Origin of the sequence: Streptacidiphilus sp. MAP12-20, assembly GCF_041262525.1 — a bacterium.
In the GTDB taxonomy this organism is placed as follows: Bacteria; Actinomycetota; Actinomycetes; order Streptomycetales; family Streptomycetaceae; genus Streptacidiphilus.
Genome location: NZ_JBGCCK010000004.1, coordinates 296,949 through 316,978, shown reverse-complemented (window position 1 = coordinate 316,978; position 20,030 = coordinate 296,949). Strand labels below are relative to the sequence as shown.

The following is a 20,030-nucleotide window of genomic DNA, read 5'->3' as shown; positions in this document are numbered from 1 at the left end:
GCCCCGTGGTCACGGGGATGCGGCCGACTCTCCCTTCCCCGGAGGAGGCTCGTATGAACCAAGGGCCCCAGAGCGAGCTGCAGCTCGCGGAGCTCATCGCACGGACCTGCCTGGAACCGGATTTCCCCGAGGACGCACTGGCCGCGCTCTCATCCCTGTCCGCGTCGTCGCCCTCGGCCGACTACCTGCTGATCGAAGCGCTGGAGGGCGCGCCGCTCCAGGCAGCCCGGGCCTGCTTTCCGCCCTGCGCCGTGTGCGGCGTGGACCCGGAGGACACCAGCACCAGGCGTCCCGACTCGACCAGGGACCCCGTCCTGCTGTGACCGACCTCTCGCGCGAGAGGCGGGCCACCGCCGCGGAAGCCCAGAAGCCCCGGCTGCTGGGCTTCCGCAGTCATCTGCGGGCAGAGCCGGTGGCCGGGGACGCTGTCTACCTGCTGTCTGAGGGAGGGATCACCGCGCTCCAGGGCGCAGCCGTCGAGGCGCTGGTCCCGCTGCTCGACGGGACCAGGGACCTGCCCACGGTGCTCCGCGACGCGACCGCGCACCTGCCGGCCGAGGAGGCGGGCCGGGCGATCGGTCGCCTCGCCAAGGCGAGCCTGATCGGCTACCGCAACCGGCCGGCCGTGGAGCCCGCCGAGGCGTACTGGGACCTGGCCGGTCTGGACGGGCAGCAGACCGCCGATCAGCTGGCCGGCGCGCGGGTGGGGTTGCGCCGGATCGGCCGGGCGCCGACGGACGCGGTACTCGCCGCCTGCCGGGCGGGCGGCCTCGACGTCGTGACGCTCGCAGCCGCTGAGGCTGCGGCGGCCTCTGGGGCCGCTGAGGCCGTCGAGGCCGCAGCGCCGCGCCTGACCATCGTCGTCACGGACGACTACCTGCGCCCGGAGCTCGCGGCGTTGGACGCCGAGCACCGCGCCGCGGGCCGGCCCTGGCTGCCAGCCCGGCTGACCGGTTCGGCGGTCTGGATCGGCCCGGTCTTCCGACCTGGCGGACGCGACGAGCCGGATGGGCGCTACGGCCGCTCCGGGGCGGACGGGCCGGACTGGCCGGACGCGCCTGACGGCCGCGGCGCGACGGACGGGCCGGGCAAGTCCGGCGCGCCCGATGGACCCGACGTGCCCGTCGCCGGCCCGTGCTGGAACTGTCTCGCCCACCGGATCTCAGCGCACCGTGCCGCCGAAGCGCCCGTGCGGCGGGCGCTCGGCCTGGACGGTCCGGTGCTGCGCCCGCCCGCGTACCTGCCGACCAGTAGCGGCGCCGGCGCCCAACTGCTGGTGCACGAGGCGGTCAAGTGGCTGGCCGGCTACCGCCATCCGGGGCAGGACGCCGTGCTGGAACTGGACACGCTGACCTTGGTCACCCGCCACCACGAGGTGCGCCGCCGGCCGCAGTGCCCGAGTTGCGGGGACACCGGGCTGATGGCCGCGCAGGCGGGCCGCCGGGTCGAGCTGCGCTCCCGGGCCAAGGTCTCACGGGCCTCGGGCGGGCATCGGGCCTGCTCGCCGGAGGAGGTCCAGCAGCGGTTCGGGCATCTGGTGAGCCCGGTCACCGGGGTCGTCGCCGACATCCGGCCGGTGCCGGGCAGCCCGGCCGGCCTGCACAGCTACTCCTCCGGGCACAACCTGGCCCTCGGCGGCGGGAATCTGCGGCAGCTCCGCTCCGGGCTGCGCCAGAACAGCGGTGGCAAGGGAGCCACCCGCCTGGACGCCGAGGTCGGAGCGCTCTGCGAAGCGGTGGAGCGCTACTCGGCCACCCTGCACGGCGACGAGCCCCGCGTCCGGGACACCCTTCGCGGTCTCGGCGACGCCGCCGTCGACCCACGCGGCTGCCTGCTCTTCGACGAGCGGCAGTACCGTGCCCGCGCCGACTGGAACCGGCACAGTTCGGCCTACCACCGGGTCCCTGAGCCGTTCGAGGCGGAGACCCCGGTCGACTGGACGCCGGTCTGGTCGCTGACCGACAGTCGGCAGCGGCTGCTGCCGACCGGGCTGCTCTACTTCAAGCCGGTGCACGAGCACGTCCCTCCGGTGGCCGGCCGGGAGTCCCTCTTCGCCTGCTCCAACGGCAACGCGGCCGGCAGCAGCCTGGAGGACGCCGTGCTGCAGGGACTGCTGGAGCTGGTGGAGCGGGACGCCGTGGCGCTGTGGTGGTACAACAGGACCCGCCAGCGGGCGGTCGACCTGGGCGCCTTCGCCGATCCGTGGACCGAACAGCTGCTGAAGAGCTACGGCCTGATGAATCGTCGGGTATGGGTGCTGGATCTGACCTCGGACCTCGGCGTCCCCGTCTTCGCCGCGCTCTCCCGGCGCTTCGACAAGCCCGCGCAGGACATCATGCTGGGCTTCGGCGCACACCTCGACCCGGCCGTGGCGCTCAGCCGCGCGCTCACCGAGATGAACCAGTTGCTGCCCGCCGTCTCCGAGGTCACCGCCGACGGCGGCGGCTACCGGCTGGACGACCCCGAACTGCTGCACTGGTGGTCGCGGGAGACGGTACGCAGCCAGCGCTGGCTGCTGCCCGACCCCACGGCGCGACCGGCCCGGCCGCAGGACTTCGACGCGCTCCGCCACGACGATCTCCTCGACGACGTGGAGCTGATCGTCTCCCGGCTCGCCGCGCTGGGTCTGGAGACCCTGGTGCTCGACCAGACCCGCCCGGACCTCGGCCTGCCGGTGGTGAAGGTGATCGTCCCCGGGCTGCGCCACTTCTGGGCCCGCTTCGCCCCCGGCCGGCTCTTCGACGTGCCGGTCGCCCTCCGTCGACTGGAGCAGCCGACGGAGTATCAGGACCTCAACCCGATACCGGTGTTCATCTGAGAGCGCGACCGGCCCGCAGCCGTGACCTCCGGCCTTGAGCGGCGCTGGAGACCGTCTCGTCGTACGCGCGCAAGTCACCTTCGGGCAACACTCGGCGCGTACGCTGGTGGCTCTTGATCGCAGGTGGTGCGCGAAAGGGGCCTGGTGACCAGTTCCATAGACCGGCTCATCAGTCAGGCGCAGCAGTCCGTTCCCGGGGGCGGGGAGCCCGATGCGGACGTGGGCGCGGCTGCGCTCGGCAACCTCGGCCGTGGCGCACCCTCCCCGGTGGTCGCCGACAGCCTGGTGGCCCTGATGGTCGCCGGGTACGCGGTGATGGGCATCACCACCCTCGTGGCCGGCGGCGTGGGCTGGCGGCGGATTCTGATCGGCGGCGGCAGCTTCCTGCTCATCGCCCTGATCCAATTACTGCACTCGGACCGCCGGTTGGAGCACCTCAGAGGCAGGCTGATGCCCTGGAGCCTGGTGCTGCAGGGGGTGCTGACCTACACGCCGCCGCTCGTGTTCGGGATCTTCTGGGGCGGCATGGCCGGGTTCCTCGGCGCCAGCGGCCTGCTGCTGTTACGCCCGCGCTGGGGCTGGACGCTCTTCGGCCTGGTCGTCGCCGCGGCCGGCGTCAGCGGACCGCTGGAGGGCTGGTCGTACCTTTCGGACGTCTACATCGTCGTCTCCACCACGCTGGCCAGTCTGACCCTCTGGGGTCTCACCCGGCTCTCGCTGCTGGTCGTCCAGGTGCAGGCCAGCCAGGAGGAGTTGGCCAGGGTGGCCGTGGTCAGGGAACGGCTTCGCTTCGCCAGGGACCTGCACGACCTGCTCGGCTACAGCCTGTCCGCCATCGTGCTCAAGAGCGAGCTGACCAAACGACTGGTCGAGGGCAGTCCGTTGGACGCGTTGAACGAGCTGGACGACATCCTGCTCGTCTCCCGACAGGCGCTCACCGATGTGCGGGCGGTCTCCCGCGGGTACCGGCAGATGTCGCTGGCCGAGGAGGTCGAAGCGGCGGGATCGGTGCTCAGGGCTGCAGGGATCCGCGCCCAGGTCGATCTGGGGGTGCGCCCACCGAAGGGGGAGCTGGACACCATCCTCGCCACGGTGCTCCGCGAGGCGGTCACCAACCTGCTCCGGCACAGCAAGGCCGAGCAGTGCCTGATCGCGACCTGCCTGGAGGACGGCCTGATCAGGCTCACCATCGCCAACGACGGCGTGGTCGCCCCGCCCGGCCAGGGCAGCGGCAGCGGGCTGCAGAACCTGACGGTGCGGCTGGCCGAGGTGGGCGGCCGGCTGGCGTGGGAGGTGGAGGACGACCGCTGGTTCTTCCTGCGGGCCGTCGCCCCGCTCCCGCCGGTCCCGCTCCTGCCCGCCCCGCTCCCGCCGTCCGGGTAGATCGGCTGAGCCGGCGCTCAGATGAGCCAGCCGTCCTCGCGCGCGATGCGGATCGCGTCGAGGCGGTTGCGTGCGCCGAGCTTGGTGACGATCGCGGTGAGGTAGTTGCGCACCGTGCCGACGGACAGGTAGAGCGCGGACGCGATCTCGCCCGCGTCCGCGCCGCCCGCGGCCAGCCGGAGCACCTCCGTCTCGCGCTCGGTCAGCGGTCCCTCCACGCTGTCGAAGGCGACCAGGGCCAGCTGCGCATCGAGCATCCGCTCGCCCGCGGCGACCCGGCGGACCGCCTCGGCGAGCAGGGCCGGCGGCGCGTCCTTGAGTAAGAAGCCGGAGACCTGGGCGGCCAGGGCCCGGTGCAGGGTACCGGCCTTGCCCATGCTGGTGAGGATCAGCGTCCGGCAGCCGGGCAGCGCCTCGTGGAGCAGGGCCGCCGCGTGCAGGCCGTCGATGCCGGGCAGTCCCACGTCGAGAATGGCGACGTCCGGTTTGCACTCGAGTGCGGCGGCGACGACCGCGTCGCCGCGCTCGACCTCCGCCACGATCTGGAAGTCCGGCTCCAGTCGGAGCAGTGCGGCCAGGGCGCCCCGGACCATGTGCATGTCCTCGGCCAGCAGGATGCGCACCATCGAACTCCCCCGTGTTCTCCAGCCCCGCCCCGGCGTACGAACATAGTACCCGTGTTCGCATGGTCGGAGTCGGCGCCAAAATGCCTGTCTCAGCAGGTAGTTGGCCTGACGGGCTCGGTCTCTCAGGTGTCTTCGGGGGTGCCGTCCGGCTCTGCGAACGGGAGCAGTTCCTCGGGGCTCCAGGACAGTCGTCCGGCTCGGAGGTCGGCCACGACGGATTCCAGCCAGCGAAGTTGAGCCTCCGTCACCATCCGCTGGTACTCCGTCTCCAGCATGGTCACCCGCGGCAGCCGGTGCTCGGCCTCCACGGCCATGATCGCGTCGAGCTCGCGCAGCGCGGTCCGCACCCGCTCCGTCCGCTGCTCGAACACCCCCAGTGCCTCGTCCGGGTCGAGCATCAGCAGCAGCGAGAGGGCGGCGGGGAACTCGGGGAACTCCTGCTTCGGCATGGCCAGCATCTCCACCAGCCACTCCCTGGCGACCGTGCGGCCGGCGTCGGTGACCTCGTAGACCGTGCGCTCGGGGTACTGCTGGTCGCGCTCGGTCTCGCGCACCGCGATGAGTTCGGCCGCGAGCAGCCGGTCGATGGCCCGGTAGAGACTCGCCCGCTGGCTGACGTTGACGACCTGGTCCTTGCCCCACTGCTTGATCAGGCGCTGGATCCCGTACGGGTGCAGCGGCTGGTAGTGCAGCAGCGACAGCACGGTCAGGTAGAGGGGCGAACTGCGCAGTGGGGTGCTCATGGCCGTCATCGTACGCTTCCGGCTAATCTCAGCGTCACTAGTTGATTGAGAACTAGTTGCAGCCTCCGCGTGAGCGGAGGCGCCCTTTGTCGCCCGCGTACTGACGCCCGCCGCTGTGCGTGGTAGAAAGCTTGGCCACGGGCGAATGGGACACGGGGACTCAAAGCTCTAGGAGGGCCCAATGGGCGGCACGTTGGCGGTGGGCCCGGCCACAGCCGAGGAGGTCGACGAGGCCCTCGGCGTCTGGCAGCACTCGCACCTGATCCGGCGCAACGGCCGACCGCTCCCACGCGACCACGTCCGCCTGGCGCACGCGCGGATGGCCGCGCCCGGCGCGCTGCTGCTGCTCGCCCGCGAGGAGGGCCGACCGGGCAGCGGCATCGTCGGCACGATCCTCGGCGTCCAGGGGCTCACCGAGGACGGCGCGGGCCCACCACAGGCGGGGCTGCTCCACCTCAGCCTGCTCAGCGTCGCCCCGGACCGCTGGGGCCAGCGGGTCGGCCGCCGCCTGATCGAGCAGCTCCTCGCGGAGGGCCGGACCCAGGAGTTCTCCGAGGCCCAGCTCTGGACCCACGCGGACAACCTCCGCGCCAACCGCCTCTACCGAGCGCTCGGCTTCCGCCGCACGGGCCGCGTGAAGATAGACGACTGGGGCGAACTCCTGGTCCATTACTGGCGACCGCTCTCGGCAGGCGAGTGAGTCGCAGCTCCTCAGGGGCGCGAGGAACTGCGCGAGTAACCACCCTGTGCGGATGGCCCTGCTCGTTCGGCCTGCCAGCTGCGTGGGTGGCTTGTCGCGCAGTTCCTCGCGCCCCTCAGGAGCTGCAACTGGCCGCTACGTCGGCCCCGGGCGGACCTGGCGGGGGACGGCGGCGGCCGTGGTCTCCGCGTACTCGCGGACCGCGCTGGTGCGGGAGACGACCCGGCCGCCGTGGACGACGACCCGGCTGTGGCCGCCGGCCAGCGCCGCGGTGAGGGTGTCCCCGCGCACCGCGAGCAGCTCGGCGGGGTAGCCGGCCTCCACGCGGACCGCCGCGAGGCCGAGCAGGGTGCGCGCCGTGGCGCTGACGGCGTCGTACGCGGCGTCCGCCGCCAGGCCCGCCGTCGCGGCCAGTAGGAAGGCCGCCTCCAGCGGGTCCGCGCGGCCGACCGGGCAGCACGCGTCACGCAGCGCGCCGCTCCCCGCGGCCAGCGGGACGCCGACGGCGGCCAGCGCCTGCACCGCCGCCGGGTCGTAGCCGCCGATCGGGGTCGGCCTGCCCGCGCAGCGGCCGCTCTGGGGCAGCACCACGACGCCGGTCCCGGCTCTGAGCAGCGCCTCCAGCTGTCGCGGAGTCACCCCGCCGTCGAGGCACAGCATCGCGTCCGGGCCCGACTCCGGCAGCTCCCCCGCCAGGTCCGCGTTCGCGTGCAGGTCGAGGGGGCGGCCGTACTCGCGCGCCAGCGCCAGCAGCGTGCCGAGGTGACCGGCCGGGTCCGGGTCCTGTGCGGGGCGCCCGCCGAGGGCGTGCGCTCCGGCGCGCAGCGCCTCGCGGAGGAGCTCACGCGCTTCGTGTCCGCCGCTGCCCGTCAACGGTCCGGGCATCGCGGCGACCTGAAGGTCCACCAGGCCACGGAGGTCGCGGGCCGCCTGCAGCGCGCCCTCCAGGCGGCGCAGTCCAGCCTCGCCGTCGACCAGGATCTGGCTGCGGACGGCCGTCGCGCCGTACCCGAGGCTGGTCAGCGCGGCCTCGGTGATCCGGCGGCGCAGCTCCTCCCCGGTCGCGGCCGTCGGAGCAGCGCCCGGCCCGCCCGCCGTGAAGGCTTCGTCGAGGTGCGCGTGCGGCTCCACCGGGGACGGCACCAGCAGATAGCCGCTCAGATCCAGGCGCTCGGGCGCACTCAGGCTGCCGACCGTGCCGACCGCCTCGATGCGTTCGCCGGAGATCCGCACGTCCACGCTCCGGCCGTCCGCCAGCCGCGCCCCGGACAGCAGCAACGCCGTCGACCCGGCCGTTCCGGTCCCCGCCCCAGTCCCCATGGCCCGGCCGCTCCTTCCCGACGCGATCGCCAAGATCGCAGGCTGTGAGCCTATGGCGCGGCGCACGGGCGGTTGGGGAGGCGCGTGCGGACCGGCGGGGCCGGTCGCAAAAGTCGTACCGGACCGGCGCCAAACGGATTTCACGGTTGGGCTGGGGACCGTGTAATGTCTTCCCCGTTCGCCCCTATAGCTCAGTCGGTAGAGCGTCTCCATGGTAAGGAGAAGGTCTGCGGTTCGATTCCGCATGGGGGCTCGGATGAGAGGGTTCTCTGTCGCACGGCAGGGCGCGCGATCGTCGTGGCGGTGTAGCTCAGTTGGTAGAGCAAGCGGCTCATAATCGCTGTGTCACCGGTTCAAGTCCGGTCACCGCTACCACACCCGTAGCCGATTTCCGGGTCACTGGCCCGATCGGCTACTCTTGTCTGTCTGTAACGTTGTCTGTCCGAGGAAGGCACTCCCGTGGCCGCCACTGATGTCCGTCCGAAGATCACGCTGGCGTGCGTGGAGTGCAAGGAGCGGAACTACATCACCAAGAAGAACCGGCGTAACGACCCGGATCGTCTTGAGATGAAGAAGCACTGCCCCCGCTGCAACGCACACACCGCGCACCGCGAGACTCGCTGACCCCTGCAGCTTCATCGCATGGGTCGGGTTTCGATCTGAGAGCACAATGCGAAGGCCGTCCCCATATCGGGGGCGGCCTTCGTCACGTCTTCCGCAGGCCGTAGCAGGATTGAACCCGTCGCACGAACGGACGTCAGGAGCCACGCATGCCACTGGACCCCTCCTTCATCGGGCGGTCCTATCCGCCCACCGCGGCCTACGAGGTCGGCCGCGAGAAGATCCGCGAGTTCGCCGAGGCGGTCCGGGACGCCAACCCCGCGTACACCGACCCCGAGGCGGCCAAGGCGCTGGGGCATCCTGACGTCATCGCGCCGCCGACCTTCCCGTTCGTGATCACCTACCGGGCTGCCGCCCAGGTGGTCGAGGACCCGGAGCTCGGCCTGGACTTCAGCCGGGTCGTCCACGGCGACCAGCGCTTCGTCTACAGCCGCCCGGTCCGTGCCGGTGACCGACTGAGCGTCACCTGCGTGATCGAGTCGATCAAGTCGCTGGCGGGCAACGACGTCCTGTCGGTCCGCGGCGAGGTGCACGAGGAGAGCGGCGAGCACGTGGTGACCGCCCACATGATGCTGGTCGCGCGGGCCGCCGAGGCCGAGCCGACCACGGCGGGGGAGTGAGGCAGCGATGAGCGCGAGCATCAACTACGACGAGGTCGAGGTCGGCGCGGAGCTGCCGGCCCAGTCCTTCCCGGTGACCCGGGCCACCCTGGTCCAGTACGCGGGCGCCTCCGGTGACTTCAACCCGATCCACTGGAACGAGGCCTTCGCCAAGGCCGTCGGCCTGCCGGACGTGATCGCCCACGGCATGTTCACCATGGCCGAGGCGATCCGCGTGGTCACCGACTGGGCGGTCGACCCGGGTGCCGTCGTCGAGTACGGCGTCCGCTTCACCAAGCCCGTGGTGGTCGCGAACGATGACACCGGCGCGGTGATCGAGGTCACCGGAAAGGTGGCGGCCAAGCTGGACGACCGCCGGGTCCGCGTCGACCTGGTCGCCTCCAGTGCGGGCCAGAAGGTGCTGGGCATGGCACGGGCCGTCGTCCAGCTGGGCTGAGAGCAGGCTCACATTTCCCCTTGACGAAGTTAGTAATCAGCCACTAACTTTGAACCATGGCGAAGACGAGCATGCGAATGAGCGCGGAGGAGCGACGCGAGAGCGTCGTCCGCGCCGCGATGATCGAGTTCGCCGAGACCGGCTACAACGGCACCTCGACCCAGGCGATCGCTCGTCGGGTCGGGGTGTCGCAGCCGTATCTCTTCCGGCTCTTCGAGAACAAGCGCGCACTCTTCGAGGCCGCCGTCCGACGCTGCACGGCGGAGATCAAGGAGTCCTTCCTCCGTGCCGCCGAGGGCAAGCACGGTCAGGAGGCGCTCGATGCGATGGGCGTGGCCTACTTCGAGCTGATCGAGGACCGCAGCAGGCTCCTCCTGCAGATGCAGATGTACGTCTCCACTGCGGCTGCCGAGGCAGCGGGGGATCTCGAGGTCGGCGAGGCCGTCCGCGAGATGTGGACGGATCTGTGGGACTCGGTCGCGGTGGCGTCGGGGGCGACCCCGGAAGAGGTCGGCCGGTTCTTCGCGCACGGCATGCTGATCAACGCACTGGTCGCCATGGGCTTCCCGATGGGGCACCGCCTGTGGCAGGGATTCGGGCCGGAACCCAGCTGTTGACCCTGCGGCTCACCGCCGCATCAGCCGGGTTCTTTTGGCCGCAAAAGTTATTGATTGATCACTTCATTCGCGCCTGGGGGAATCATGCGCAAAGGCAATCCGGCCATCTGGGCCTTCGTCATCACCAGCACCGCGGGGTTCATGGCCGCGCTGGACAACCTGGTCGTCACGACCGCCCTGCCGTCCATCCGGGCCCACCTCGGCGGCGGCATCACCGACCTCGAGTGGACGGTCAACGCTTACACGCTGACCTTCGCCGTGCTGCTGATGCTCGGCGCGGCGCTCGGTGACCGCTTCGGCCGCCGCCGTCTCTTCATCGCCGGTCTCGGCCTGTTCACCCTCTCCTCGCTGGCCGCCGCCCTCGCCCCGAGCATCGGCGCGCTGGTCGCGGCCCGCGCCGCCCAGGGAGTCGGTGCGGCGCTGCTCGCACCCGTCAGCCTGACCCTGCTCACCGCAGCCGTCCCGGTCGCCAAGCGCGGCCTGGCCTTCGGCGCCTGGGGTGCGGTCAACGGCATGGCTGTCGCGCTCGGCCCGCTGATCGGCGGAACGGTGGTCGAACACCTCTCCTGGCAGTGGATCTTCGCGCTCAACGTGCCGATCGGTCTGGCCCTGCTGCCGCTGGCCCGGCTGCGGCTGAGTGAGTCGTTCGGTCCCAACAGCCGACTGGACGTCACCGGCACGGCGCTGGCCAGTGCGGGTCTCTTCGGCATCGTCTACGCGCTGATCCGCGGCAACGAGGACGGCTGGACCAGTGCAACGGTCCTCACCGGTCTCGTCGTCGGTGCGGCGCTACTGATCGCCTTCGTCGCCTGGGAGGCCCGTACCGCGCACCCACTGTTGCCGCTCCGCCTCTTCCGCAGCCGTGCCTTCACGGCGGTGAACCTCGCGTCGATGCTGATGTCGCTGGGCATGTTCGGCTCGATCTTCCTGCTCAGCCAGTTCCTGCAGAACGTCCAGGGCTACAGCCCGATGAGCGCCGGTGTCCGGATGCTGCCGTGGACGGGCATGCCGATGCTGGTCGCCCCGCTGGCGGGCATCCTGGCCGGTCGGATCGGCGGTCGGATCGTGATCGCGACCGGACTGGCCATGCAGGCGATCGGGCTCGGCTGGTTCGCGGTGATTGTCGCCGCGCACATGAGCTACGTCAGCCAGATCCCGGCGCTGGTCCTCTCCGGCACGGGTATGGCGCTCTTCTTCGCCCCGGTCGCCACGATGCTGATGGGCTCGGTGCGCCCGGAGGAGCAGGGCGTCGCCTCCGGTGCGAACAACGCGCTGCGTGAGGTCGGCGGCGCGCTCGGCGTGGCTGTGCTGACCTCGGTCTTCACCGCGCACGGCGGCTACGGCAGCGGCCAGAGCTTCGTGGACGGCCTCACTCCCGCGCTCTGGGTCGGTGCGAGCGTGATCGCGGCGGCCACGGCGGCCATCCTCATCGCCCCCCGGTACGCGAAGACGCGGCTTCAGTCCGTGGAATCGTCGCAGACCTCCGACGCCGCCCTGCGCGACCAGGGGGCGGGGACCGCGCTCACCGAGCCGGTGGCCTGAGCCTCGGAACGGGCCGGTCCGGACAGTGGGTCAACGACCGAACCAAGATCGCGAAATGCTTCACGTGAAGCATTTCGCGATCTTGGTTTGTGTGCGTGCGGTCCCTGTCGTTCCGGGGCAGCAGCGGCATCAGCACCCGCATCGCCGCGACGGCGCGGGGCTGGTGTGCGGCGGGCCCGTACGCTTGTCCCCGTGCAGGAACTCCATGACGCGCCCCTGGCCCCGCTGACCACGCTCCGCATCGGCGGCCCCGCCGCCCGACTCGTGACGGCCGCGACCGACGCGGACATCGTCGCCGTCGTCCGCGCCGCGGACGAGGCGGGGGAGCCGCTGCTCGTCGTCGGCGGCGGCAGCAACCTGGTGATCGGGGACGAGGGCTTCCCCGGAACCGTCCTGCGCATCGCGACCAAGGGCTTCGCACTCGACGGCACCCGGCTCACCCTGGCCGCCGGCGAGGTCTGGTCCGAGGCGGTCGACCGGGTCGTGCTCGACCACGGCCTGGCCGGCATCGAGTTCCTGGCCGGCATCCCCGGCTCGGCCGGCGCCACGCCGGTGCAGAACGTCGGCGCGTACGGCCAGGAGGTGGCCGACACCGTCACCGAGGTCGTCGCCTACGACCGCGAGGCCCGCGAGACCGTCACGCTCGCCGCCGTGGACTGCGGCTTCGGCTACCGCCACAGCCGTTTCAAGGCGGCGCCGGACCGCTACGTCGTGCTGCGCGTCACCTTCGCGCTGGAGGACGCGGCCGGTGCGTCCACCCCGGTCCGCTACGCGGAGGCCGCGCGCGCCCTGGGCGTCGAACCGGGGGAGCGCGCGGAGCTGGGCGCGGCGCGCGAAACGGTGCTGAAGCTGCGTTCCGGCAAGGGCATGGTGCTGGACCCTGAGGACCACGACACCTGGTCGGCCGGCTCCTTCTTCACCAACCCGGTCCTCACCGACGCCGAGCACGCCGCGTTCCTGGACCGGGTCCAACGGCGGCTGGGCGCCGAGGCCCGGCCGCCGGCCTTCCCGGCAGGCGAGGGCCGCGTGAAGACCTCGGCGGCCTGGCTGATCGACCAGGCCGGCTTCACCAAGGGCTACGGCTCCGGCCCGGCGCGCCTCTCCTCGAAGCACACCCTTGCTCTCACCAACCGGGGCGCAGCCACGGCGGCGGACCTCCTCGCGCTGGCGCGCGAGATCCAGTCCGGCGTCCACGCGGCGTTCGGCGTCACGCTGATCAATGAGCCCGTCATGATCGGCACGTCGCTGTAGTTGCAACTCCTTACGGGCGCGAGTAGCCACCCTGCGCGGATGGCCCTGCTCGTTCGGTGCTCCACCTCCTGGGGTGGCTTGTCGCGCAGTTCCTCGCGCCCCTAAAGGAGTTGCAACTCAGCCTTTCAGCCAGGCATCCACGCCGGACAGCAGGCGGGTCTGGACATCCTCCGGTGCGTGGGAAGCGCGCACGCTCTGGCGCGCCAGCTCGGCCAGCTCCTCGTCCGTGAAGCCGTGCCGCTCGCGCGCCAGCGCGTACTGCGCGGCCAGGCGCGAGCCGAACAGCAGGGGGTCGTCCGCGCCCAGCGCAATCGGCACGCCTGCCTCGAAGAGGCGCCGCAGCGGTACGTCCTCCGGCCGCTCGTAGACGCCCAGGGCCACGTTCGAGGCCGGGCAGACCTCGCAGGTGATCTGCTCCTCCGCCAGTCGCCGCATCAGCGCCGGGCTCTCCGCCGCGCGGACGCCGTGGCCAATGCGGCGTGCGCCCAGGTCGTCCAGGCAGGAACGGACGCTCTCCGGACCGGCCAGCTCACCCCCGTGCGGCGCTGCCAGCAGTCCGCCCTCGGTGGCGATCCGGAAGGCGCGGTCGAAGTCCCGTGCCAGGCCGCGCCGTTCGTCGTTGGAGAGCCCGAAGCCGACCACGCCCTTGTCGGCGAAGCGGACCGCGAGCCTGGCGAGGGTGCGGGCGTCCAGCGGGTGCTTCATCCGGTTCGCCGCGACCAGCACGCGGATGCCCACGCCGGAAGCACGCGACGCCTCGTCGACCGCGTCGAGCACCAGCTCCAGCGCCGGGATCAGCCCGCCCAGGCGCGGTGCGTAAGAGGTCGGGTCGACCTGGATCTCCAGCCAGCCCGAGCCGTCCGCCCGCTCGTCCTCGGCGGCCTCGTGGACGAGTCGCCGGATGTCGTCCTCGTCCCGCAGCACCGAGCGCGCCGCGTCGTAGAGCCGCTGGAACCGGAACCAGCCCCGCTCGTCCGTCGCCCGCAGCTGCGGCCGCTCGCCCGAGCTCAGCGCCTCCGGCAGCCGCACGCCGTGCTTGTCCGCGAGCTCCAACAGTGTGGCCGGACGCATGGAACCGGTGAAGTGCAGGTGCAGATGCGCCTTGGGCAGCAACCGCACGTCACGACGCGAGGCGGGCCCGGCGGACGCGCCGGAGGGACGGGACGGGGCGAGTACCTGTTCCATCCACAGATCCTTGCGCATCAGCCGCCCGGAAGGGAAACAACAATCGGAGGCCCCCCGATCGAGTGATCAGCAGGGCCTCCGGGAAGTGCGGCGGCAGCGCCCGGCGCGCGCCACGGTGGGGAGCCCAGGCGCCCGACAGCCCGGTGCGGGGCCGACGCCGGGTCCGGGCCGGGCTCGGCCCCGAGGCCCGGCCGCTGCCCGCAGGGCTACCGCGCCTCGGCGAGCAGCTTCTGGAGGCGGGTGACGCCCTCGATCAGGTCCTCGTCGCCCAGGGCGTACGACAGGCGCAGGTAGCCCGGGGTGCCGAAGGCCTCGCCGGGGACGACCGCGACCTCGGCCTCGTCCAGGATCAGCGTCGCCAGCTCCGCCGAGGTGGCCGGACGCTGCCCGCGCAGCTCCTTGCCGAGCACGGCCTTGACCGACGGGTAGGCGTAGAACGCGCCCTCGGGCTCCGGGCAGAGCACGCCCGGGATCTCGTTCAGCATCCGCACGATCGTCTGCCGCCGCCGGTCGAACGCGGTCTTCATCTCGTCCACGGCGGACAGGTCCCCGGCCACTGCCGCCAGGGCCGCCCGCTGGGCGACGTTGCTCACGTTGGACGTCGCGTGCGACTGGAGGTTGGTCGCCGCCTTGATGACGTCCTTGGGGCCGATCACCCAGCCGACCCGCCAACCCGTCATCGCGTAGGTCTTGGCCACGCCGTTGACCACGATGCACTTGTCGGCCAGCTGCGGCACCGCCACCGGCAGTGAGACGAACTGCGCGTCGCCGTAGACCAGGTGCTCGTAGATCTCGTCCGTCAGCACCCAGAGACCGTGCTCGGCCGCCCAGCGGCCGACCGCCTCGACCTCGGCGCGGGTGTAGACCGCGCCGGTCGGGTTCGAGGGGGAGACGAAGAGCAGCACCTTCGTCCGCTCCGTGCGGGCCGCCTCCAGCTGCTCCACCGAGACCTTGTAACCGGTCGTCTCGTCCGCCGCGACCTCCACCGCCACGCCGCCCGCGAGCTGGATCGACTCGGGGTAGGTGGTCCAGTAGGGCGCGGGCACGATGACCTCGTCGCCCGGGTCGAGGATCGCTGCGAAGGCCTCGTAGATCGCCTGCTTGCCGCCGTTGGTGACCAGCACCTGCGAGGCGTCGACCGCCCAGCCGGAGTCGCGCAGCGTCTTCGCCGCGATCGCCTCCTTGAGCTCGGGCAGGCCGCCGGCCGGGGTGTAGCGGTGGTTCTTCGGGTCACGGCAGGCGGCCACGGCCGCCTCGACGATGTACTGCGGCGTCGGGAAGTCCGGCTCGCCCGCGCCGAAGCCGATGACCGGGCGTCCGGCGGCCTTGAGGGCCTTCGCCTTGGCGTCCACGGCCAGCGTCGCGGACTCCGCGATGGCGCCGATGCGGGCCGAGACCCGGCGGTCGGAGGGACGGATGTTTGCGTCAGGGGTGGGGGATCCAGCGCTCATGGCTGCATGCTCGCAGAAGGCCGAAACGGGGGACGCGGCGTTCCGCTATGCGACCCGAACGGGCCCGAGCTGCGGAACTCATTCGACGCGAACGCCTGCTACCCCCTACACTCAACCCTCGTTGGAAGCCCACCGACGGCACGCCGCCCGGACGCTGATGCGGACGCCGGTATGTTGTAGGTTGGGTCCGAGTCCGCACCCACGGACTCAAAGGGTCGTAGCTCAATTGGTAGAGCACCGGTCTCCAAAACCGGTTGTTGGGGGTTCAAGTCCCTCCGGCCCTGCTGTCCGCCCTGTCGAAATCTCGGCACAGGCGGTAGCGTCAGCAGAGCAATCAGGGGCCTCGCACATTCGCGAGTGCCCCTACTGGTACCCGGATTATCAGGTGAGGGACACGTGACGGAGACCGTAGGCTCCACCGCCACACCTGAGAGCGGCTCCGGTGACGGAGACGATCTGTCCCGTCGCGACCGGAAGCGCGCCCGCAAGGCCGGCGACCCGGAGGGCAAGGGCGGCCGCGCCAAGCGCGACAAGGGCCCGAACGTCTTCGCCCGCACCGCGCTCTTCTACCGCCAGATCATCACCGAGCTGCGCAAGGTCGTCTGGCCCTCCCGCAGCGACCTGACCTCGTACACCACGGTGGTCATCGTCTTCGTGCTCGTGATCATGGCTCTCGTCTACGGCCTCGACACCGGCTTCGTGAAGCTCGCCTCGATCGTCTTCGGCTGAGGCCCGCTCCGTCCAAACTGCAGCGCCGAGCGCCCGGACACGTCGTGTCCGGGCGCTCCGCCATTGGAGCGACCGGTAGTCCGGCCGTCGGACCGACTGTCGGACCGGCCGGGCGCGCGCGGGTCTCTTCCGACCCTGTGGTGAGCGCGGCGGGCACCGTCGCCGAGGCCGCCGGACCGGCGGTCGCAGCCTGTCGAGCGCAGGTGGGACCGGTCGCCCCGGCAGCGCGCGTAGAAGCAGGAAGCCACCGGGACGGCGGGCCGATCATAGGAGGAATCCCTGGCCTTCAGAGCCCGGGAGCGGAAGTCAAGGTTGTGTCGGTATCGTTGAGTCCACCGACCGTTAACAAGCAGGAAGAAGCAGCCAACGTGTCTGAGTCCCACTCGTACGACGCCCCTGAGGCCCTGGAGGCCGAAGAGCAGGCGTGGGGCGACGACTCCGTCGAGGAGATCGTCGACAACGCCGATTCCGACGTCGACGAGGTCGAGGCTGCCGAGGAAGCGGCCGGTCGCTCCGCGGAGGAGGAGGCCATGAACGTGGTCTCCGCCGACGAGTCCTCTGCCGTCGAGGCCTTCGAGGAGGCCGAGTCCGCGGTCACCGAGGACGACGGCGTGGAGATCGACCCCGTGGCCGCCTTCCGTGAGGAGCTGCGGGTCGCGCCGGGCGAGTGGTATGTCATCCACACCTACGCCGGTTACGAGAACCGCGTGAAGGCGAACCTGGAGCAGCGCGCCGTCTCGCTCAACGTCGAGGACTACATCTACCAGGCCGAGGTGCCGCAGGAAGAGGTCGTCCAGATCAAGAACGGCGACCGCAAGACCATCCGCCAGAACAAGCTCCCCGGCTACGTGCTGGTGCGCATGGACCTGACGAACGAGTCCTGGGGCGTCGTCCGCAACACCCCCGGCGTCACCGGCTTCGTCGGCAACGCCTACGACCCGTACCCGCTGACGCTGGACGAGGTCGTCAAGATGCTCGCGCCCGACGTCGAGCGCGCCGCGGCCAAGGAGGCCGGCAGGCCGAGCACGGTCCGCCCGTCCGAGGTCCAGGTTCTGGACTTCGCGGTCGGCGACTCGGTCACGGTCACCGACGGCCCGTTCGCCACGCTGCAGGCGACGATCAACGAGATCAACCCGGACTCCAAGAAGGTCAAGGGTCTCGTCGAGATCTTCGGCCGCGAGACCCCGGTCGAGCTCTCCTTCGACCAGATCGCCAAGAACGACTGATCCGTCCGATCGTCTGACAGCCGCGAGGCCCCGCACTCACGATGAGTGCGGGGCTTTCGCGTTTCCTTGGCCATTGAGCTGCACGAGCTCGGCCCCGCGCCCGATGACCCGGAGCATTACCGGCTCAGCGCCCCACCCGGGGGAGGGCGCGGCGCGGATTTCGGGCTGGCGGGGGTCTCGGGCTATTCTGGTTCGATGTGTGTTCACTGCGGGTTGCTGGCTCTCTGAGCCGCCGCGAACGACACACGGACATCCAAGGCCCCGCCGTCGCGCTCACGCGTGCCGGTCGGGAACACCTCTCGTAAGGACCCGGAGAGAGCATGCCTCCCAAGAAGAAGAAGGTCACGGGGCTTATCAAGCTCCAGATCAACGCTGGTGCGGCCAACCCCGCGCCGCCCGTCGGCCCCGCGCTGGGTCAGCACGGCGTCAACATCATGGAGTTCTGCAAGGCCTACAACGCGGCCACCGAGTCGCAGCGTGGCATGGTGATCCCGGTGGAGATCACGGTCTACGAAGACCGTTCCTTCACCTTCATCACCAAGACTCCGCCGGCCGCTCGCCTCATCCTGAAGGCCGCGGGCGTGGAGAAGGGCTCCGGCGAGCCGCACAAGACCAAGGTTGCCAAGATCACGGCTGCCCAGGTCCGCGAGATCGCCACCACCAAGATGCCCGACCTCAACGCGAACGACATCGAGATGGCCGAGCGCATCATCGCCGGTACCGCTCGTTCGATGGGCATCACCGTCGAGGGCTGAGCTCCGGCTCAGGCTCGACAGAGCTTTTCCCGTGGTAGGGCCTGCGCGGCCCGTAGCACCACGACTCCACGCCAGAATCACATGTAGGAGCAGCAGTGAAGCGCAGCAAGGCTCTGACTGCCGCGGCCGCCAAGGTCGACCGCGAGCGTCTGTACGCCCCCCTCGAGGCCATCCGCCTCGCCAAGGAGACCTCCACCACCAAGTTCGACTCGACCGTCGAGGTCGCCATGCGTCTGGGTGTCGACCCGCGCAAGGCCGACCAGATGGTCCGCAGCACCGTGAACCTCCCGCACGGCACCGGCAAGACCGCCCGGGTCCTGGTCTTCGCGACCGGTGACCGTGCCGCGGCCGCGGAGGCTGCGGGCGCCGACATCGTCGGCGCCGACGAGCTGATCGACGAGGTCGCCAAGGGTCGTCTGGACTTCGACGCCGTCGTCGCCACCCCGGACCTCATGGGCAAGGTCGGCCGCCTCGGCCGCGTGCTCGGCCCCCGTGGCCTGATGCCGAACCCGAAGACCGGCACCGTGACCCCGGACGTGGCCAAGGCCGTGACCGAGATCAAGGGCGGCAAGATCGAGTTCCGCGTCGACAAGCACTCGAACCTGCACCTGATCATCGGCAAGACGTCGTTCGACACCGAGAAGCTGGTGGAGAACTACGCCGCGGCGCTGGAGGAGGTCCTCCGGGCCAAGCCGTCCGCCGCCAAGGGCCGTTACATCAAGAAGGTCGCCATCAGCACCACGATGGGCCCCGGCATCATGGTCGACCCGAACCGCACCCGCAACCTCCTCACGGAGGAGGACCCGGCCAACGTCTGACGGTCTTGCCGTCCGACGAGCCAGGTTCGCACCGGTTCAGCAGTCTCTTTGAAACAGGCCGGTACCAGTTCCTTCGGGAGCGGGTACCGGCCCGTTTCTTTGTCCGGGCACCGGTGTAGCGTCGTTTGCCGCACAGAGTCTTCCTAGGGGGAACCCACATGCGTCATACCCGCACGCTCGTCGCCGCGACCACCGTCGCGCTCGCCCTGGGCGCCGTCTCCGCCTGTTCCGCCGCCAAGCAGGCCGCGGAGGGCGCCGCCGTCCCGCTGGTCAGCGTCGCCGACGCGATGTCGCTGACCACGAAGGCAACCCAGAACTACACGTCCGCGCACGTCGCGCTGACGGAGAAGATCAGCGCCAAGGGCAAGGCCATGGACATCACGGGCGACGGGGCCCTGTCCTGGAAGCCCCTCGCGATGGACATGACGATGAAGAGCACGCAGTTCAGCCAGCTCGGCACCGACTCCGTCCACATGATGATGTCCGGCACCACGATGTACATGAACGTCGGTGCGTCCGGAGCCGCCCAGATGGGCGGCAAGCACTGGATGAAGATGGACTTCACCGCCCTGGGCGCGGCCGGCAAGGCCATGGCCACGCAGATGAACAAGAGCTCGGGCAACGACCCGGCCACCCAGATCAAGCTGTTCACCCAGTCGCCCGACATCCACCGGGTCGGCCAGGAGACGGTGGACGGCGTGCAGGCCACGCACTACTCCGGCACGGTCGACATCAGCAAGCTCGCCGCCAACGGGGACGAGAACCTGAAGTCCGTGGTCCAGCAGGACACCCAGCTCGGCGTCACCTCGATGAGCCTGGACCTGTGGGTCGACGGTCAGAACCGGCCGGTGCGGATCCACCAGTCCACCCCGTCCACGGCCTCGGTCTCGATCGACGCGACGGTGGACTACAGCAACTACTCCGCCACGCCGGTCACGATCACCCCGCCGCCGGCTTCCGACACGGTCGACTTCGCCACCCTGATGAAGGGCGCCAAGGCCTGATCAAGGCCTGATCCGGGCCTGATTGCAGCCCGATCCCGCACCGCCCGCCGGGCGATTTGCCCGGCGGGCGGTCGGTCACGTAATCTTCGAGACAAGCCACTGACCGCTGGTTGTCCCCGTGCGCCCGCAAGGGTTCGCAGGGCCGAAGGATCCGCACAGCGAAAGCTGCGGACAGCCCGCGCAGG

Annotated in this window: 20 protein-coding genes and 3 tRNA genes; 18 read left to right on the top strand and 5 right to left on the bottom strand. The window is 70.8% G+C overall.

Going from position 1 to position 20,030, the window contains the following annotated elements:
• Positions 1-53 precede the first annotated feature (53 nt).
• The 3 genes from ABIA32_RS07605 (at position 54) to ABIA32_RS07595 (ending at position 4,201) form a co-directional block, all read left to right on the top strand.
• Entirely contained in the window at positions 54-323 is a 270-nt protein-coding gene (locus tag ABIA32_RS07605; RefSeq protein ID WP_370093083.1) for a hypothetical protein, read from the top strand.
• Positions 320-2,818, top strand: coding sequence for a TOMM precursor leader peptide-binding protein (locus ABIA32_RS07600; protein ID WP_370093081.1), 2,499 nt, complete (start codon positions 320-322; stop codon positions 2,816-2,818). The genes ABIA32_RS07605 and ABIA32_RS07600 overlap by 4 nt, the downstream gene beginning before the upstream one ends.
• A gap of 144 nt (positions 2,819-2,962) precedes the next feature.
• Positions 2,963-4,201 (top strand): sensor histidine kinase, encoded by a 1,239-nt coding sequence (locus tag ABIA32_RS07595; protein ID WP_370093080.1) that lies wholly within the window; start codon positions 2,963-2,965, stop codon positions 4,199-4,201.
• Positions 4,202-4,218: 17 nt separating this feature from the next.
• Here the strand turns inward: ABIA32_RS07595 and ABIA32_RS07590 are convergent, their stop codons facing one another.
• Together ABIA32_RS07590 and ABIA32_RS07585 are read right to left on the bottom strand one after the other, a co-directional pair.
• Positions 4,219-4,827 carry a DNA-binding response regulator gene (locus ABIA32_RS07590; RefSeq protein ID WP_370093078.1) on the bottom strand — a complete coding sequence of 203 codons (609 nt, stop codon included), beginning with the start codon at positions 4,825-4,827 and terminating at the stop codon, positions 4,219-4,221.
• 122 nt (positions 4,828-4,949) lie between these two features.
• A complete protein-coding gene (locus ABIA32_RS07585; protein ID WP_370093077.1) occupies positions 4,950-5,570 on the bottom strand; it encodes a PadR family transcriptional regulator in 621 nt (206 codons plus the stop codon).
• 181 nt (positions 5,571-5,751) lie between these two features.
• Between ABIA32_RS07585 and ABIA32_RS07580 the strand changes: the two genes are divergently transcribed.
• Complete coding sequence (locus ABIA32_RS07580; protein ID WP_370093076.1) at positions 5,752-6,270, top strand: GNAT family N-acetyltransferase; 519 nt, start codon at positions 5,752-5,754, stop codon at positions 6,268-6,270.
• A 135-nt stretch (positions 6,271-6,405) separates the two neighbouring features.
• Here the strand turns inward: ABIA32_RS07580 and ABIA32_RS07575 are convergent, their stop codons facing one another.
• The gene (locus ABIA32_RS07575) at positions 6,406-7,590 is read right to left on the bottom strand and encodes a hydrolase (RefSeq protein ID WP_370093075.1); all 1,185 of its coding nucleotides are present in this window, start codon (positions 7,588-7,590) and stop codon (positions 6,406-6,408) included.
• Positions 7,591-7,770: 180 nt separating this feature from the next.
• On the opposite strand from ABIA32_RS07575, the gene ABIA32_RS07570 reads away from it, so the two are divergent.
• From ABIA32_RS07570 to ABIA32_RS07535, 8 genes are all read left to right on the top strand, one after another.
• Positions 7,771-7,843, top strand: a tRNA-Thr gene (locus ABIA32_RS07570).
• Positions 7,844-7,889: 46 nt separating this feature from the next.
• Positions 7,890-7,965 (top strand) — tRNA-Met (locus ABIA32_RS07565).
• Between the two features lie 84 nt (positions 7,966-8,049).
• A complete protein-coding gene (gene rpmG, locus ABIA32_RS07560; protein WP_004571794.1) occupies positions 8,050-8,214 on the top strand; it encodes a 50S ribosomal protein L33 in 165 nt (54 codons plus the stop codon).
• A 146-nt stretch (positions 8,215-8,360) separates the two neighbouring features.
• Entirely contained in the window at positions 8,361-8,831 is a 471-nt protein-coding gene (locus tag ABIA32_RS07555) for a MaoC family dehydratase N-terminal domain-containing protein (protein WP_370093074.1), read from the top strand.
• A gap of 7 nt (positions 8,832-8,838) precedes the next feature.
• Positions 8,839-9,267, top strand: a complete 429-nt coding sequence (locus ABIA32_RS07550) for a MaoC family dehydratase (protein WP_370093073.1) — start codon at positions 8,839-8,841, stop codon at positions 9,265-9,267.
• Positions 9,268-9,323: 56 nt separating this feature from the next.
• A complete protein-coding gene (locus ABIA32_RS07545) occupies positions 9,324-9,884 on the top strand; it encodes a TetR/AcrR family transcriptional regulator (RefSeq protein WP_370093072.1) in 561 nt (186 codons plus the stop codon).
• A gap of 84 nt (positions 9,885-9,968) precedes the next feature.
• Entirely contained in the window at positions 9,969-11,426 is a 1,458-nt protein-coding gene (locus ABIA32_RS07540; RefSeq protein WP_370093071.1) for a DHA2 family efflux MFS transporter permease subunit, read from the top strand.
• 192 nt (positions 11,427-11,618) lie between these two features.
• Entirely contained in the window at positions 11,619-12,677 is a 1,059-nt protein-coding gene (locus ABIA32_RS07535; RefSeq protein ID WP_370093070.1) for a UDP-N-acetylmuramate dehydrogenase, read from the top strand.
• A gap of 117 nt (positions 12,678-12,794) precedes the next feature.
• On the opposite strand, the gene ABIA32_RS07530 is transcribed toward ABIA32_RS07535, so the two are convergent.
• Positions 12,795-13,862, bottom strand: coding sequence for an adenosine deaminase (locus ABIA32_RS07530; protein ID WP_370093069.1), 1,068 nt, complete (start codon positions 13,860-13,862; stop codon positions 12,795-12,797).
• A 206-nt stretch (positions 13,863-14,068) separates the two neighbouring features.
• Positions 14,069-15,313 carry a pyridoxal phosphate-dependent aminotransferase gene (locus ABIA32_RS07525; protein ID WP_370093068.1) on the bottom strand — a complete coding sequence of 415 codons (1,245 nt, stop codon included), beginning with the start codon at positions 15,311-15,313 and terminating at the stop codon, positions 14,069-14,071.
• A 211-nt stretch (positions 15,314-15,524) separates the two neighbouring features.
• On the opposite strand from ABIA32_RS07525, the gene ABIA32_RS07520 reads away from it, so the two are divergent.
• The 6 genes from ABIA32_RS07520 (at position 15,525) to ABIA32_RS07495 (ending at position 19,845) form a co-directional block, all read left to right on the top strand.
• A tRNA-Trp gene (locus ABIA32_RS07520) sits at positions 15,525-15,597 on the top strand.
• A gap of 112 nt (positions 15,598-15,709) precedes the next feature.
• Entirely contained in the window at positions 15,710-16,042 is a 333-nt protein-coding gene (gene secE / locus ABIA32_RS07515; protein WP_370093067.1) for a preprotein translocase subunit SecE, read from the top strand.
• Positions 16,043-16,410: 368 nt separating this feature from the next.
• On the top strand, positions 16,411-17,268 hold the full coding sequence (nusG, locus tag ABIA32_RS07510; RefSeq protein WP_370093066.1) for a transcription termination/antitermination protein NusG: 858 nt from the start codon (positions 16,411-16,413) through the stop codon (positions 17,266-17,268).
• Positions 17,269-17,588: 320 nt separating this feature from the next.
• A complete protein-coding gene (rplK, locus tag ABIA32_RS07505) occupies positions 17,589-18,023 on the top strand; it encodes a 50S ribosomal protein L11 (protein WP_042451720.1) in 435 nt (144 codons plus the stop codon).
• A 95-nt stretch (positions 18,024-18,118) separates the two neighbouring features.
• Positions 18,119-18,841: a 50S ribosomal protein L1 gene (rplA, locus tag ABIA32_RS07500; RefSeq protein ID WP_370093065.1), complete on the top strand. Its 723-nt coding sequence runs from the start codon at positions 18,119-18,121 to the stop codon at positions 18,839-18,841.
• 158 nt (positions 18,842-18,999) lie between these two features.
• Entirely contained in the window at positions 19,000-19,845 is an 846-nt protein-coding gene (locus ABIA32_RS07495) for a hypothetical protein (RefSeq protein WP_370093064.1), read from the top strand.
• Positions 19,846-20,030: the final 185 nt, after the last annotated feature.